Here is a 14340-nt window from a genome sequence, read left to right as displayed (position 1 = left end):
AATGGGAAATTTGGGATATTTTTCCTCTATCCCGCCACCGGACAGCCGCCATGGATCTCACCCTGAATCTGCCTGACCTGGAAAAGTCGCCCGCCAGCGACATCAAGGCCAAGGGCTGGCCGGAGCTGATGCGCAAGGTACTCAGGAGCGGCGCGGTGGTCGTCACCAACCACAACCATCCGCAGGCGGTGGTGGTGTCTGCCGAGGAATACCAGCGCCTGGTCGATCAAGCAAACGCACATTCCGCTGCGGCACAGCGCGCGCAGTCGCTGCAGACCCTGCAGGCTGAATTCGATGCCCACCTGTCGGCGCTGCAGGATGGCAGCCTGGCGAAAGCGCTGGCCCGCCCGGCCCGGCGCGGACGCAAGATCGCCCTGGGCGAGCCGCTGTAAACGATGGCGAAGATCCTGGTCCTTGCCGGCGTCAATGGCGCTGGCAAAAGTTCCCTGCTGGGGGCGATGCTGGCCGAGGACGGCGCCACCTGGTTCAACCCGGACGCTTTCACCCGGCGACTGGTCGAGAGCGGCTGGCCATTGGAGCAAGCCAATGCCACCGCCTGGCAGGAAGGTATCCGCCGGCTGCGCTCGGCCATGGCTGGTGGCCTCGATTACGCCTTTGAAACCACACTGGGCGCGAACACCATTCCCGCCCTGCTGCGCGAAGCCTGCACCCGGCACGAAGTGAGCATCTGGTTCTGCGGGCTGGAGAGCGTCGAACTGCATCTGCAGCGTGTCGCCGCCCGTGTTGCCAGGGGCGGCCATGACATTCCCGAAGGCAAGATCCGCCAGCGCTTCGACAGTTCGCGGTTGAACCTGATCGAGCTGTTGCCGCATCTCACCGCACTGCACGTCTACGACAACAGCCTGCCTGCCGATGCCGACGGCAGGGCCGAACCCTTGCTTGTGCTGGAAGTGGAACGCGGGCGGCTCCTCTGCCCCGCGACGCAGGAGGAATTCGCGCAGGTGCCCGAATGGGCCAAGCCCATCGTGTGGGCGGCGCTGAAGGCATTCCCGGTGGCGGACGAATGATCCTCGCACCCGGCCCAGTGACCGGGCATCAGAGGCGAAATTCAGCGCCGTTCGATCACGAACTTGCCGAAGCCCACGCCCAGGTCCCAGCCGCGGCCGGTGCCGGCCAGGGCCAGCGAGATATCGCCCTTGGTCACTACCTGGGCGTTGCTGGAACGGGAAGCGCCGGCATGCACCTCGGCGCCGCCATAGGTCCCGATCAGGTCGTTGAGGCTGTAGGCGCCGGTGAACTTGCCGCGGCCATCGCTGACCGTGGACTTGCCGACCGTCAGGCCGCCGCCCTTGGCGCTGATCTTCACCGGGATGCTGGCGCCGTTGTCGCAGGTGATGGTGCCGTTGCCGGTGGCGGTCTTGTAGAAAATCGACCAGCCGGACAGGTTGAAACGCAGTTCGCAATCGATGTTGCCGGCCGCGTGCGCGGACGGGGCCAGGCCGACGGCGGCCAGCAGCAGGGCGCCTGCCAGGATCTTCATGGTTCGCTCTCCATAACCAGGGGACGGGCCGAGCCTAGCAGCGCGACCGCATCGCGCATGCGATGGCGGGCGCATCCATCGGGCCTGCGTTCAGCGTCGCCCGGACTCATGCCAGGGTGAAGGCGTCGGCGTCCAGCATCGCCGGGAAGCGCTCGCGGTGGGCGGCCAGCGCCTGCGCCGCGATGGTGGTGGTGACCACCTGCTCGCGCTCGCGGATCTCCACCTGCGGCTGGCCGAGGAAATCGATCACCGCGCTGTCGCCGGCATAGTGCAGGCCGTTTCCGTCCACCCCGACGCGGTTGACCACCGCCACGTAGCACAGGTTCTCGATCGCCCTGGCCTTGGCCAGCGTGCGCCAGGCATGGGCACGCGCCGACGGCCAGTTGGCGACGAAGATCTGCAGGTCGAAATCCATCTGCCCCGCCCGCTCCACGTCGAAGCGGTTGCGGCAGAACACCGGGAAGCGCAGGTCGTAGCAGATCTGCGGATTGATCCGCCAGCCCTTCCATTCCACGCACAGGCGCTCGCCGCCGGCGGCATAGCGCTCGTGCTCGCCGGCATGGCGGAACAGGTGGCGCTTGTCGTAGTGCTTCAACCCGCCATCGGGCGTGGCCCACAGCAGGCGGTTGAACACCTCCTCGCCCACGCGCAGCTGCACGCTGCCGGTGACGGCCGCACCCAGCAGGCGCGCCTGTTCGCGCATCCAGGCCACGGTCGGGCCGTCCATGCCCTCGGCCCTGAAAATGGCGTCGTTGGAGAAACCACTGGTGAAGGTCTCCGGCAGGATCACCAGATCGGTCGCACCGGCCAGTGGTGCCAGCAGCGCGGCGTAATGCTCGCGGTTGCCGGCCGGGTCGTGCCAGCGGGTGTCGCCTTGTACGAGGGAAATGCGGAGGTCTTGCATGATGTCTCCCGGATACATGTATTCCCGTAGGAGCGGCTTCAGCCGCGATGGGGCCTTCGCCGGGAAAGCCCGTTCGCGGCTGAAGCCGCTCCTACGGGGTTTCAGGGCATTTCAGAGCTTCTGGAGGCGCTCGATCGCCGCATCCAGCGTGGCGTCGTTCTTGGCGAAGCACAGCCGCACCAGGCGTTGTCCGGCCGGCGCGGTTTCGTAGAACGGCGAGAGCGGGATCGCGGTGACGCCCTTCTCGATGGTCAGCCACTTCACGAATTCGTGGTCCGGCAGGTCGCTGACGGCCGAATAGTCCACCAGCTGGAAATAGCCGCCGGGCACCGGCAACGGCTTCAACCGCGTGGTCAGCAGCTGTTCGCGGAAGCGGTCGCGCTTGGCCTGGTAGAACGCGCCCAGTTCCAGGTGGTGCTCCGGCTCGTCGCGGATCATCGCGGCGAAGCCGTACTGCGCCGGGCCGTAGGTGGTGAAGGTGTTGTACTGGTGCACCTTGCGGAACTCGGCGCTCAGCGCCGGCGGGGCGATGGCGTAGCCGATCTTCCAGCCGGTGCAGTGGTAGGTCTTGCCGAAGCTGGAGATGACGAAGGCGCGCTCGCGCAGTTCCGGGTAGCGCAGCGCCGATTCGTGGCGGGCGCCGTCGTAGACGATGTGTTCGTACACCTCGTCGGAGATCAGGTAGATGCCGGTGCCGCGCAGCACGTCGGCCAGCGCCTGCATGTCCGCCGCCGAGAGCATCGCGCCGGAAGGGTTGTGCGGGGTGTTGACCATCAGCATGCGCGTCCTGGGCGTGATCGCCGCGCGCACCTTGTCCCAGTCCACGGCGAAGGTCTGCGGGTCGAGCGCGACATGCACCGCGCGCGCGCCGGCCAGGTCGATGGCCGGCTCGTAGCAGTCGTAGGCCGGGTCGAGCACGATGACCTCGTCGCCGGCGCGCACCACCGCGTGGATGGCATCGAAGATGGCCTCGGTGCCGCCGGAGGTCACGGTGATCTCGCTGTCCGGGTCGACCTGCGCGCCGTAGCAGTCCAGCACCTTCCGCGCGATGGCCTGGCGCAGCGGCGCCACGCCGGTCATCGGCGCGTACTGGTTCAGGCCCTCGCGCATGGCCCTGGCGGTCTCGTCGATCAGGCGCTGCGGCGCGGCGAAATCGGGGAAGCCCTGGCCCAGGTTGACCGCGCCGTGTTCGGCGGCCAGCTGCGACATCACGGTGAAGATGGTGGTGCCCACCTTGGGCAACTTGGTCTGCGGTTGCATCGATGCGTCGGTGTCGGGGAAGGGAAACGCCGAGTTTACGCAATGCCGGCGGCAACGGCCGCCCCCGCCCGCCTGCGCGCTGCGGCTCCCGCCGCAACGCCTATAATGTCGCGCCCGATGCGCCAGCCTGTCTGCGCTCCCACCCAAGGACGGAAGCGCCCGATCCGATGACCGCGACCATGAACACTCCGCCGCTGCTCGACGCGCGCGGGCTGCGCTTCACCCGCAACGACGACCCGGTGTTCGGCCCCCTCGACCTGCATGTGGACGCTGGCGAAGCCCTGCTGGTGCAGGGCGGCAACGGCGCCGGCAAGACCACCCTGCTGCGCGTGCTGGCCGGGCTGCTGCGCGCCGACGAAGGCACGATCCGCATCGACGGGCATCCCGCCGGTGCCGGCGAACGCTCGCGCTACATCGCCTACCTCGGCCACCTGCCCGCGCTCAAGCAGGACCTCGGCACGCTGGAGAACCTGCACGTGCTGTGCGGCCTGCAGGGCCGGCGCGCGCGGCAGATGCCCGGCAACGCGCTGGCCATCGTCGGCCTGGCCGGCTACGAGGACACCCTGGTGCGGCAGCTGTCGGCCGGGCAGAAGAAGCGCCTGTCGCTGGCCCGGCTGTGGCTGTCGCCGGCGCCGGTGTGGCTGCTGGACGAGCCCTACGCCAACCTCGACCTGGACGGCATCAACCTGGTCAACCGCATGATTTCCGCGCACCTGCGCAGCGGCGGCGGCACCCTGGTCACCACCCATGGCGCCTACGCGGCGCCGCCGGTGCGCAACCGCACGCTCACCCTCGGCCCGGCCGCGGTGGAGGCCGCCGCATGAGCCTGCCCGGTCCGCAGCCCACCCTGTTCGACGCCGCCCGGGCGCTGCTCGCGCGCGACCTGAAACTGCTGTGGCGGCGCCGCGGCGACGCCGCGCAGCCGATCCTGTTCGCGCTGCTGGTGGTGGCGCTGTTCGCCCTGGCCCTCGGCGGCAACCCGCAGCTGCTGCAGCGCGTGGCCGCGGCGGTGCTGTGGCTGTCGGTGCTGCTGGCCGGCCTGCTGTCGCTGGACACGCTGTTCCGCGGCGATGCCGAGGACGGCTCGCTGGAACAGTGGCTGCTCTCGCCGGTACCGCTGCCGTGGCTGGTCGCGGTGCGGGTGTTCTCGCACTGGCTGACCACCGCCTTCCCGCTGGTGCTGGTCAGCCCGCTGCTGGCCGAACTGATGCAGCTGCCGCGCGACCAGCTACCCGTGCTGGTCGCCTCGCTGGCGCTGGGCACGCCGCTGCTCAGCCTGCTCGGCGCGGTGGTCGCGGCGCTGACCGTGGGCATGCGCCGCTCCGGCATCCTGCTGGCGCTGCTGGTGCTGCCGCTGTACGTGCCGGTGCTGGTATTCGGCGCCGGCGCGGTGGCGGCGGCGGCGCAGGGCTTCGACGCCAGCGGCGCGCTGCTGCTGCTCGCCGCCGGCCTGGTGGTCAGCCTGCTGCTGGCGCCGCTGACCGCCGCCGCCGCGATCCGCATCGCCAACTCCTGAGGCACGCCGGCGCTATCCTTGGCGCCGGACTTCCCCGCGACCGCGCATGCGCAGACCGCCGCACCCTTCCCCGGAAAAACCCACGCTGCCGCCGCGCCCGGCGGTGGAACTGCAGCGCCGTGGCGAACTGCGCGTGGAGCGCTTCCTCGACGTGGCCATCGAGGTGTTCAACGAAAAGGGCTACCAGGGCGCGCGGCTGTCGGACATCGTCAAGCGCGCCGGCGGCTCGCTGTCCACGCTGTACCGCGCCTTCGGCGACAAGGAAGGCCTGGTGCACGCGCTGATGGAGCGCAGCATCCGCGATTTCGGCAAGGACGTGGAGGAACTGCTGGACTCGCCGCTGCCGCCGGCGCAGGCGCTGGAGGAAGCGGCCTGCCACATGGTCGAGGAGATCCTCAGCCCGGCGCGCATCGCCTGCCACCGCATCATCACCACCGAGGGCATCAGCCAGCCGGCCCTGCGCGACTGGTTCCGCGTCCACGGCATCCAGCCGGCGGAGCGGCTGCTGAGCGAATACTTCGCCCGCGAGACCCGCGCCGGCCGCCTGCACATCGAGGACCCGGACATGGCCGCCGACCATTTCTACATGCTGGTGTTCGGCGGGCTGATCATCCGCTCCATCAACGGCTGGGTCGACGGCACCCAGCTGCCGCAGATCCAGGGCCGCGCCCGTTCGGCGGTGCGCATGTTCCTGCAAGGCGCCCTCCCCCGTTCCTGAACGCAAGCCTGCTGCACTGCAGCTTGACCTGAACGCAGGCTTTCCCAGAATCGCACCGTAATCTCAATTACGTTGTTGTCACCCACCCGCCGGCAGGGACGACAAAGGAGAGGAACGTGCGGTTCTATCTCGCATTGGTGATGCTGCTCGCCACCGCGGTGCTGGTTGCCGCGGCCTGGCTCGCTCCGGTCAAGGCCGATCCGCTGGCGCAGGCGGTCAAGCTCCCCGAGACCCGGTTCGCCTCCACCACCTCCGGACATGGCTTCGACGCCCCGCCCGGCTTCGCCGACGCGGTACCGGCGCGCAACCAGGCGCACCCGGAAGCCCGGTCGGTCGGCGAGCAGGTGTGCAGCGCCTGCCACGCCAAGGAAAACGACAACTTCGCCCACACCGCGCATGCGCTGGGCATGCAGGTGGCGCTGGCCGCCAATCCCGCCACCGCCACCTGCGAGGCCTGCCATGGCCCCGGTTCGGTGCACGCGGCCAACCCGACCGCGAAGGGATCGATCATCGCCTTCACCCACGACGGCGGCACGCCGGTGGCCAACCAGACCGAAAGCTGCCTGGGCTGCCACTCCGGCGGTCCACGCGATGTCTGGCTGGGCTCGATCCACCAGCGCAACGACCTGTCGTGCAGCGACTGCCACAACCCGATGCAGAAGTTCTCCGCCGAAGGCCTGACCGCCAAGCAGTCGGTGAGCGAGACCTGCGCCACCTGCCACAAGGACATCCGCCAGCAGTTCAACCGCCGCTCGCACATGCCGCTGCCGGAAGGAGCGATCAGCTGCGTGGACTGCCACAACCCGCACGGCACGCTCAACGCCACCCTGCTCAAGACCGACACGGTCAACGAGACCTGCTACCAGTGCCATGCCGAGAAGCGCGGCCCGTTCCTGTTCGAACACGCGCCGGTGCGCGAAAGCTGCCTGAACTGCCACCAGGTGCACGGCTCCAACCAGCACGCGCTGCTGGTCGCGCCGGTCCCGATGCTGTGCCAGCAGTGCCACTCCCATACCCGCCACCCCAACGACCTGCAGACCGAGCTGTCGCTCGGCAACGGCATGACGCCGGACGAACGCCTGATGGGCCGCGGCTGCATCACCTGCCACGCGCAGGTCCACGGCTCCAACCACCCCTCCGGCCCACGCCTGCACAAGTAACGGGAGGACGCCATGCACATGTGGAAACGCCCCCATGCCTGCCGCTGGTCGCTGCTGTCCCTCGCGCTGCTGGCCGGGCTGGCCCAGGCGCAGGACAGCGGCGCCGGCATCGACCTGCAGTTCGGCAACTGGCTGGACCCGTCCGGCCGCGTCGGCTGGCGCGGCTGCGATCCGGACGGCACCAGCTGGCTGACCGCCACCCCCAGGCGCACGCCCACCGGCTTCCTCTATGGCTGCAATCCGCAGATGCCGGCGCTGAAACCGGCCGGCGATGGCGGCTGGCGCTGGTCGGGCGACGTCGCGCTGGGCTACCTGCACGTCAGCGGCGACACCGCCAACGCCAACTGGCGGCGGTTCCGCGATCCGGACGACGGCATCATCCTGCAGGCCGATTTCAGCCTGCGCCGCGCCGCCGACGGCAGCTACGCCGACGTGCGCCTGAGCCGGCTGGACCGCGACAACCAGTACTACCGCGCGGTGTTCGGCCAGGCCGGACGCTACAAGATACAGGCCTTCGCACGCAGTACGCCCAACGTGCTCAGCGGCAACGCGCGTTCGATCTGGGACGGCGTGGGCAGCGACCGCCTCACCCTCAAGCCCGGGCTGGCCGCCGCCGGCAGCAGTTCCGCGCAGGTCGCGGCCATTTCCGCCGCGCAGCCGCTGACCACGCTGGCGGTGGTGCGCGACAAACAGGGCGTGAGCATCAATTACCTGCTCAACCCGCGCTGGACCACCTACGCCAGCCTCACCCACGAGGAACGCAAGGGCGCGCGCCCGTTCGGCGGGCCGTTCTTCTTCAACTATCCCTTCGCCAACAACGGCGGCATCTACGAGATCCCGCGCCCGATCGACGACAGCACGCTCAACTTCAGCGGCGGTTTCCGCTTCGTCGGCAACCTGTGGCGCAGCGACGTCAGCTACACCGGTTCTTTCTTCCGCCACGCCAGCCGCGGCTACAGCTACGAGGTGCCGTTCGCGGTGACCTCGGTGGCCGGCGCCAACTCGCCGCCGCTGTACCAGGGGTCGTTCGCCTACGAGCCGGACAACGACTACCACCGCATCGGCGCCAGCTTCAGCCGCAGGCTGCCGGCGTGGAAGGGCGATTTCACCCTCGCCGCGGCGCTGACCACGATGCGCCAGAACGACCGCCTGCTGCCGCCGATGGACTGCCAGGGCCGGTTCGGCCAGGACCTGGCGCCGCCGTTCATCGCCGACTGCGCCAACTGGAACACCACCGCCGCGCTGTCGCGCGACCGCGCCGACATGGCCATCAACAACCAGAAGTTCGACGCGCGCCTGGTGCTGCAGCCGATGGACGGGCTGACCTGGCGCAGCACCGCACGCTACCTGCGCGAGGACTACGCCGGTACCTACTGGTCCCACAACCCGCTGACCGACCAATGGGGCTATGTGGCCGAGAACGGCTCGCAGGGCTCGGTGGTGCCGGGCGAAATGGGCCTGTGGGACGGCGGCGCCAACAGTTCGGTGCTTACCCGCATCCGCAACCTGCCGCTGGACAAGGAGACCCGCGAGATCTCCACCGGCATGGACTGGCGCCCGTCCACCCGCAACACGCTCGGCGCCACCTACACCTTCACCTGGATCGAGCGCGCCCACCGCGAGGTCGCCACCACCCGCGACAACGCGGTGAAACTGAGCTGGAACAACCGCACCGCCGACTGGCTGAGCTTGCGCGCCAACTACACCTGGCTGGACCGCGGCGGCAGCGCCTACTACTACGATCCCTACGAGTTCACCTTCTCCAGTTCGCTGCCCGGCTTCGTCGAACCGGCCGGCGGCCTGGGCCCGCATACGGTCGCGGCGCTGCGCAAGTACGACATCGCCTCGCGCACCCAGCACAAGCTCGACCTGATGGCGACCTTCGTCCTGCCCCGCGACATGACCCTGTACGTCTCCGCGCGCGGCGACCGCAACCACTACGACGCGCAGATAGGACGGCAGAAGCTGGACAGCTACGCCACCAGCGTGCAGTGGGAGTGGCAGCCCAACCCGGACACCACCGCCAGCGCCTGGTATGGCCACGACCGCTCCCAGCTGGTGTTCGCCAACGTCAACGACGCCGTCGGCAGCGACCCCGAACTCGGCGGCCCCACCTATCCCGAGTCCAGCCGCTGGTGGATGGACGACACCCAGCGCAACCACTACGCCGGCCTCAACCTCAACCGGCGGCTCGGCCGCGCCACCCTGGACCTGGCGTGGAACTGGACGTCCTCGCGCGGCCGCACCGGCTACCGCATGAACTCGCCCGACGCGCTCACCACGCCGGCCAACGCGCCGCTGGCCAGCGGCAGCTATCCGCTGATGGTCTACCGGATCAATACGCTCACCGCCGGGCTGTCGCTGCCGCTGGGCCAGCGCACGCGGCTGCGCGTGTTCGACACCTGGGAACGCGGCAATCTCTCGGACTGGCACTACTTCGGCTTCGGCGACACGCTGGTCTACGACCACCGTGTCTATACCGACGGCGGCCCGTCCAGCTACCGCGTCAACCTGCTGGGGATGATGCTCGAGGTGGCGCTATGAAACGTCCCGTCCTGCTTCTGCTCGTCGTCGCCGGCGGCCTGCTCGGCCTGGCCCATGCCGCCAACGGCGCGGACGACGACGCGCCTGCTCCGCCGCTGCATCCCCGCTACCTCGACCTGCGTACGGCCCCGCGCATCGCCGGCGACGCCGCCGCCGGCAAGGAGAAGTCGCTGGTCTGCAGCGCCTGCCATGGCGAGGACGGCGGCGGCACCGCGCCGCCCTTCCCCAACATCGGTGGCCAGCGCGCCGACTTCTTCTACTGGCAGCTGGTCGAACTCAAGCGCGGACGCCATCCTTCGCCGATGACCCCGCTGGTCAGCACGCTCGACGACCAGGACATGCGCGACCTGGCGGCCTACTACGCCAGCCTGCCGCTGCATCCGGCCGCAGCCGCGGCCGGCGCCGGCGACGACGCGGCCGGGACGATGGACGCCGCGCTGCTCGACAAAGGCCGCGATCTCTACCTGCATGGCGATCCGGCCAAGGGCATCCCGCCCTGCCAGGGCTGCCACGGTCCCGATGCCCGCGGCATGCCCGGCGCCGATGTCGCCGACCGGAACGGACGCACGCCGTACGCGGCGTTCCCGGTCCTGCGCGGCCAGCAGGCCGCCTACCTGCAGACCAAGCTGGGCGAATACCGCGCCGGCGACCTGCACGACTCCACCGGCGACTTCATCATGAGCGGCGTCGGCAAGCGGCTGGACGAGGACAGCATCCAGGCCGTGTCGAGCTGGCTTTCGAGTCTCCGTGAAGACTGAGCATGCAGTGTCCGGCGCATGCTCGCCCTGCGACATTGCGTCGCTTGTCATCCCACCGCGCCGGCGACAGCATGGCCGGCCATCCGCCCGCCGTGGCGATCCTTCCCCCGCAGACAGGAGCTTGACGATGTTCCGCAAACTGATCCTCGCATCCACCCTGGCCCTCGGCGCCGCCGGGGCCGCCCATGCCGCCGGCGCCTGTTCGGTGAACCTGGAGGGCAACGACGCCATGCGCTACAACATGGCCAACATCGACGTGCCCAAGAGCTGCGCCACCTTCACCATCAACCTCAAGCACACCGGCAAGATGGCCAAGAACGTGATGGGCCACAACGTGGTGGTCGCCAAGGCCGCCGACATGGCCGGCATCGACGCCGACGGCATCAAGGCCGGACTGGCCGCCGACTACATCAAGGCCGGCGACGCGCGCGTCATCGCCCACAGCAAGGTGGTCGGCGGCGGCGAAAGCACCACCCTCAGCGTCCCGGTGGCCAAGCTCACCGCCGCCGGCGCGCCGCTGTCGTTCTTCTGCAGCTTCCCCGGCCACTCGGCGCTGATGAAGGGCACGCTCACCCTGAAGTGACCGCCGCGGCGCGGGCTGGCCGTGCCAACCGCGCCGTCTTCGGCTAATCTTCACGAACCCGCAGGCGACAGCCGCGGTGCCCGGCGACGGGATGGCTGGGGACCAGCCCATCATCGTTCTTCCTAGCGAGCAAGCGGATGTTCAAAGGTTTGGCAGGTTGGTTCCACCGGCTGGGTTCCCCCGCCTACTTCGATGCCTTTGCCGCCCGCTGGTCGCCCTGGTGCTACATCGCCTCCCTGCCCCTGTTCGCCTTCGGCCTGTGGCAGGCGCTGGCGGTGGTCCCGGCCGACTACCAGCAGGGCGACAGCTTCCGCATCCTCTACATCCACGTGCCCTCGGCCTGGATGAGCCTGTTCGTGTTCGGGCTGATGGCGTTCTACAGCGCCATCGCGCTGATCTGGCGCATCAAGCTGTGCGAGATCCTGGCCATGGCCTGCGCGCCGATCGGCGCCGCCTTCACCCTGGTCACCCTGCTCACCGGCAGCATCTGGGGCAAGCCGATGTGGGGCACCTGGTGGGACTGGGACCCGCGCCTGACCACCGAACTGATCCTGCTGTTCCTGTACCTGGGCGTGATGGGCCTGTACGGCGCCATCGACGACCGCCGCGCCGCCGCGCGCGCCGCCGGGCTGCTGTCCATCGTCGGCGTGGTGCTGCTGCCGGTCATCCGCTATTCGGTGGTGTGGTGGAACTCGCTGCACCAGGGCCAGACCATCCGCATGTTCGGCGAATCGAGCATGGACGGCAGCATGGTCCTGCCGCTGTGGCTGATGGTGCTGGCCACCAAGTTCTGGTTCGCCGGCTCGCTGCTGGCGCGCGCCCGCGCCGACAACCTGCGCCGCGAAGCCGGCAAGGCCTGGGTGCGCGAGCGCGTGGAGAAACTGCCATGACCTATTTCCAGTACGTCGCCCTGGCCTACGCGGTGTTCTTCGTGGTGCTGGCCTGGGACTTCGCGGTCCCGCGCCTGCAGGTGCGGCGGCAGCTGCGCGAGGTCCGCAATCGTCTGGCGCGCGCCGGCCGCAACGCCGCGGCCAACGTCCCCAACGACGAGGAACTGAGCCGATGAGCCCCACCCAGCGCCGCCGCCTGCTGCTGGTCCTGCTGGTGGTCGCCGTGGCCGGCGTCGCCGCGGTGCTGGTGGCCACCGCCCTGCAGCGCAACATCGCCTATCTGTACACGCCGGCCGAGGTGAAGGCCGGCAAGGTCGCGCCCGATGCGCGCTTCCGTCTCGGCGGCATGGTCGCCAAGGGCTCGTTCCAGCGCGCCCCCGGCGCGCTGCAGGCGCGCTTCGAGGTGACCGACGGCGACGCCCAGTTGCCGGTGACCTACGACAAGATCCTGCCCGACCTGTTCCGCGAGGGACAGGCGGTGGTCGCCACCGGGCGCATGGCCGGCGACGTGTTCGTGGCCGAGGAAGTGCTGGCCAAGCACGACGAGACCTACATGCCCAAGGAACTGGCCGACAAGATGGGCGTGGCCCACGGCAAGCACCAGGTGCCGGCTACGGCCGCGCCAGCGGAGTCGCGCTGAGTGCTCGCCGAGATCGGACAGGTCCTGCTGATCCTCGCCCTGCTGGCGGCGCTGCTGCAGAGCGTGCTGCCGCTGCTCGGCGCGCAGCGCGGCATCGCCCCGCTCGTCGCCATCGCCCGCCCGGCCGCACTGCTGCAGCTGACCATGGTGCTGGGCGCATTCGTGGTGCTGACCGTGGCCTTCGTGCGCCAGGACTTCTCGCTGCGCTACGTGGCCGAGAACTCCAACTCGCTGCTGCCGATGATCTACCGCTACTCGGCGGTCTGGGGCGCGCACGAGGGCTCGCTGCTGCTGTGGACGCTGGTGCTGGCGCTGTGGACCGCGGCGGTGGCCGAGTTTTCGCAGCGCCTGCCGCCGCTGGTGGTGGCGCGCGTGCTGGCGGTGATGGGCCTGATCAGCGTGGGTTTCCTGGCGTTCCTGCTGTTCACCTCCAACCCGTTCGAACGGCTGCTGCCGGCGCCGGTCGAAGGCCGCGACCTCAACCCGCTGCTGCAGGATCCGGGGCTGATCATCCACCCGCCGATGCTGTACCTGGGCTACGTCGGCTTCTCGGTGCCGTTCGCCTTCGCCATCGCCGCCCTGCTCGACGGCCGCATCGACGTGCGCTGGCTGCGCTGGACCCGCCCGTGGACCAACGTGGCCTGGGGCTTCCTCACCCTGGGCATCGCGCTGGGCAGCTGGTGGGCCTACTACGAACTGGGCTGGGGCGGCTGGTGGTTCTGGGACCCGGTGGAAAACGCCAGCTTCATGCCGTGGCTGGCCGGCGCGGCGCTGCTGCATTCGCAGGCCGCCACCGAAAAGCGCGGCGTGTTCATCGGCTGGACCCTGCTGCTGGCCATCACCGCGTTCGCGCTGTCGCTGCTGGGCACCTTCCTGGTGCGCTCGGGCGTGCTGACCAGCGTGCACTCCTTCGCCGCCGACCCGACGCGCGGCCTGTTCATCCTGATCTTCCTGGCGATGGTGATCGGCGGCTCGCTGCTGCTCTACGCGCTGCGCGCGCCGACCGTCGGCGGCAATGCCGACCCGCGCCGCGCCTACGCGCTCAATTCGCGCGAGAGCCTGCTGCTGGCCAACAACCTGCTGCTCAGCTGCGCCTGCGCGATGGTGCTGCTGGGCACGCTCTATCCGCTGCTGGCCGACGCGCTGGACCTGGGCAAGGTCTCGGTCGGTCCGCCCTACTTCGGCACCTTGTTCCTGCTGCTGATGGCGCCGCTGGTCCTGCTGCTGCCGTTCGGCCCGCTGACCCGCTGGCAGCGCGAACAGGGGCTGCGCCCGCTCGCCCTGCTGGCGCCGTGGGCGGCGCTGGCGGTGGTGCTGGGCATCCTCGGCTGGTTCATGGCCCCGCAGGGCAGGCTCAAGACCGCCGTCGGCATCGCCGCCGCGGCGTGGGTCGGCGCCGGCACGCTGTACGTGCTGTGGCAGCGCCTGCGCGGCGGCGGGCGGGTCAACGCCGAGACCTGGGGCATGCTGCTCGCCCATGCCGGCATCGCCGTGTTCCTGGTCGGCGCGCTGCTGGTAGAGGCGCTCAGCATCCAGCATGAAGTGGCGCTGGCGCCGGGCGGGACGGTCGAGGCCGGCGGCTACCGCCTGGCGTTCGAGGGCGTGGACGCCACCGACGGCCCCAACTACCACTCCGACCGCGGTCACGTGCGCGTGTTCCGCGGCGACCGCGAAGTCGCCCTGCTGCATCCGGAAAAACGCATGTACGCCAGCGGCGGCATGCCGATGACCGAGGCCGGCATCCATCCGGCGCTGGGCGGCGATGTGTATGTTGCGCTCGGCGAGTCGCTGGGCGATGGTGCCTGGGCGGTCCGTGTGCAGGTCAAGCCCTTCGTCCGCTGGATCTGGCTGGGCGCGCTGCTGATG

15 protein-coding genes and 1 pseudogene are annotated in these 14340 nt (G+C 69.6%); 13 read left to right on the top strand and 3 right to left on the bottom strand.

What is annotated here, in order from left to right:
* Window positions 1-50 precede the first annotated feature (50 nt).
* Window positions 51-392: a type II toxin-antitoxin system prevent-host-death family antitoxin gene (locus CQ393_RS16825; RefSeq protein ID WP_153193243.1), complete on the top strand. Its 342-nt coding sequence runs from the start codon at window positions 51-53 to the stop codon at window positions 390-392.
* Between the two features lie 3 nt (window positions 393-395).
* Window positions 396-1028, top strand: coding sequence for an AAA family ATPase (locus CQ393_RS16820; RefSeq protein WP_153193241.1), 633 nt, complete (start codon window positions 396-398; stop codon window positions 1026-1028).
* 41 nt (window positions 1029-1069) lie between these two features.
* Here the strand turns inward: CQ393_RS16820 and CQ393_RS16815 are convergent, their stop codons facing one another.
* From CQ393_RS16815 to CQ393_RS16805, 3 genes are all read right to left on the bottom strand, one after another.
* Window positions 1070-1501 (bottom strand): hypothetical protein, encoded by a 432-nt coding sequence (locus CQ393_RS16815; RefSeq protein ID WP_153193240.1) that lies wholly within the window; start codon window positions 1499-1501, stop codon window positions 1070-1072.
* 106 nt (window positions 1502-1607) lie between these two features.
* Window positions 1608-2405, bottom strand: a complete 798-nt coding sequence (locus CQ393_RS16810; RefSeq protein ID WP_153193238.1) for an amidohydrolase — start codon at window positions 2403-2405, stop codon at window positions 1608-1610.
* A gap of 111 nt (window positions 2406-2516) precedes the next feature.
* A complete protein-coding gene (locus CQ393_RS16805) occupies window positions 2517-3665 on the bottom strand; it encodes a pyridoxal phosphate-dependent aminotransferase (RefSeq protein WP_153193236.1) in 1149 nt (382 codons plus the stop codon).
* A 167-nt stretch (window positions 3666-3832) separates the two neighbouring features.
* Between CQ393_RS16805 and ccmA the strand changes: the two genes are divergently transcribed.
* The 11 genes and pseudogenes from ccmA to CQ393_RS16750 form a co-directional block, all read left to right on the top strand.
* Window positions 3833-4489 (top strand): heme ABC exporter ATP-binding protein CcmA, encoded by a 657-nt coding sequence (gene ccmA / locus CQ393_RS16800; RefSeq protein ID WP_153193234.1) that lies wholly within the window; start codon window positions 3833-3835, stop codon window positions 4487-4489.
* Complete coding sequence (ccmB, locus tag CQ393_RS16795; protein ID WP_153193232.1) at window positions 4486-5181, top strand: heme exporter protein CcmB; 696 nt, start codon at window positions 4486-4488, stop codon at window positions 5179-5181. Before ccmA ends, ccmB begins: the two co-directional genes overlap by 4 nt.
* A gap of 46 nt (window positions 5182-5227) precedes the next feature.
* Window positions 5228-5899, top strand: a complete 672-nt coding sequence (locus tag CQ393_RS16790) for a TetR/AcrR family transcriptional regulator (protein WP_153193230.1) — start codon at window positions 5228-5230, stop codon at window positions 5897-5899.
* Window positions 5900-6015: 116 nt separating this feature from the next.
* Complete coding sequence (locus tag CQ393_RS16785) at window positions 6016-7059, top strand: DmsE family decaheme c-type cytochrome (RefSeq protein ID WP_343200018.1); 1044 nt, start codon at window positions 6016-6018, stop codon at window positions 7057-7059.
* A gap of 12 nt (window positions 7060-7071) precedes the next feature.
* Window positions 7072-9603, top strand: a complete 2532-nt coding sequence (locus CQ393_RS16780; protein ID WP_153193228.1) for an MtrB/PioB family outer membrane beta-barrel protein — start codon at window positions 7072-7074, stop codon at window positions 9601-9603.
* On the top strand, window positions 9600-10361 hold the full coding sequence (locus CQ393_RS16775; RefSeq protein WP_153193226.1) for a c-type cytochrome: 762 nt from the start codon (window positions 9600-9602) through the stop codon (window positions 10359-10361). Before CQ393_RS16780 ends, CQ393_RS16775 begins: the two co-directional genes overlap by 4 nt.
* A gap of 127 nt (window positions 10362-10488) precedes the next feature.
* Complete coding sequence (gene azu / locus CQ393_RS16770; protein ID WP_153193224.1) at window positions 10489-10944, top strand: azurin; 456 nt, start codon at window positions 10489-10491, stop codon at window positions 10942-10944.
* Window positions 10945-11081: 137 nt separating this feature from the next.
* Window positions 11082-11834: a heme ABC transporter permease CcmC gene (ccmC, locus tag CQ393_RS16765; protein WP_153193222.1), complete on the top strand. Its 753-nt coding sequence runs from the start codon at window positions 11082-11084 to the stop codon at window positions 11832-11834.
* Window positions 11831-11896: pseudogene (locus CQ393_RS18375) on the top strand (heme exporter protein CcmD); the annotation flags it as partial. The gene ccmC and the pseudogene CQ393_RS18375, both read left to right, overlap by 4 nt.
* Window positions 11887-12474, top strand: coding sequence for a cytochrome c maturation protein CcmE (gene ccmE / locus CQ393_RS16755; RefSeq protein ID WP_265588117.1), 588 nt, complete (start codon window positions 11887-11889; stop codon window positions 12472-12474). The pseudogene CQ393_RS18375 and the gene ccmE, both read left to right, overlap by 10 nt.
* A partial coding sequence (locus CQ393_RS16750; protein WP_343200017.1) for a heme lyase CcmF/NrfE family subunit occupies window positions 12475-14340 on the top strand: 1866 nt, incomplete at its 3' end.

It is taken from the genome of Stenotrophomonas sp. MYb238 (assembly GCF_009496535.1).
Lineage (GTDB): Bacteria > Pseudomonadota > Gammaproteobacteria > Xanthomonadales > Xanthomonadaceae > Stenotrophomonas.
This window is presented reverse-complemented; position numbering and strand designations above follow the sequence as displayed.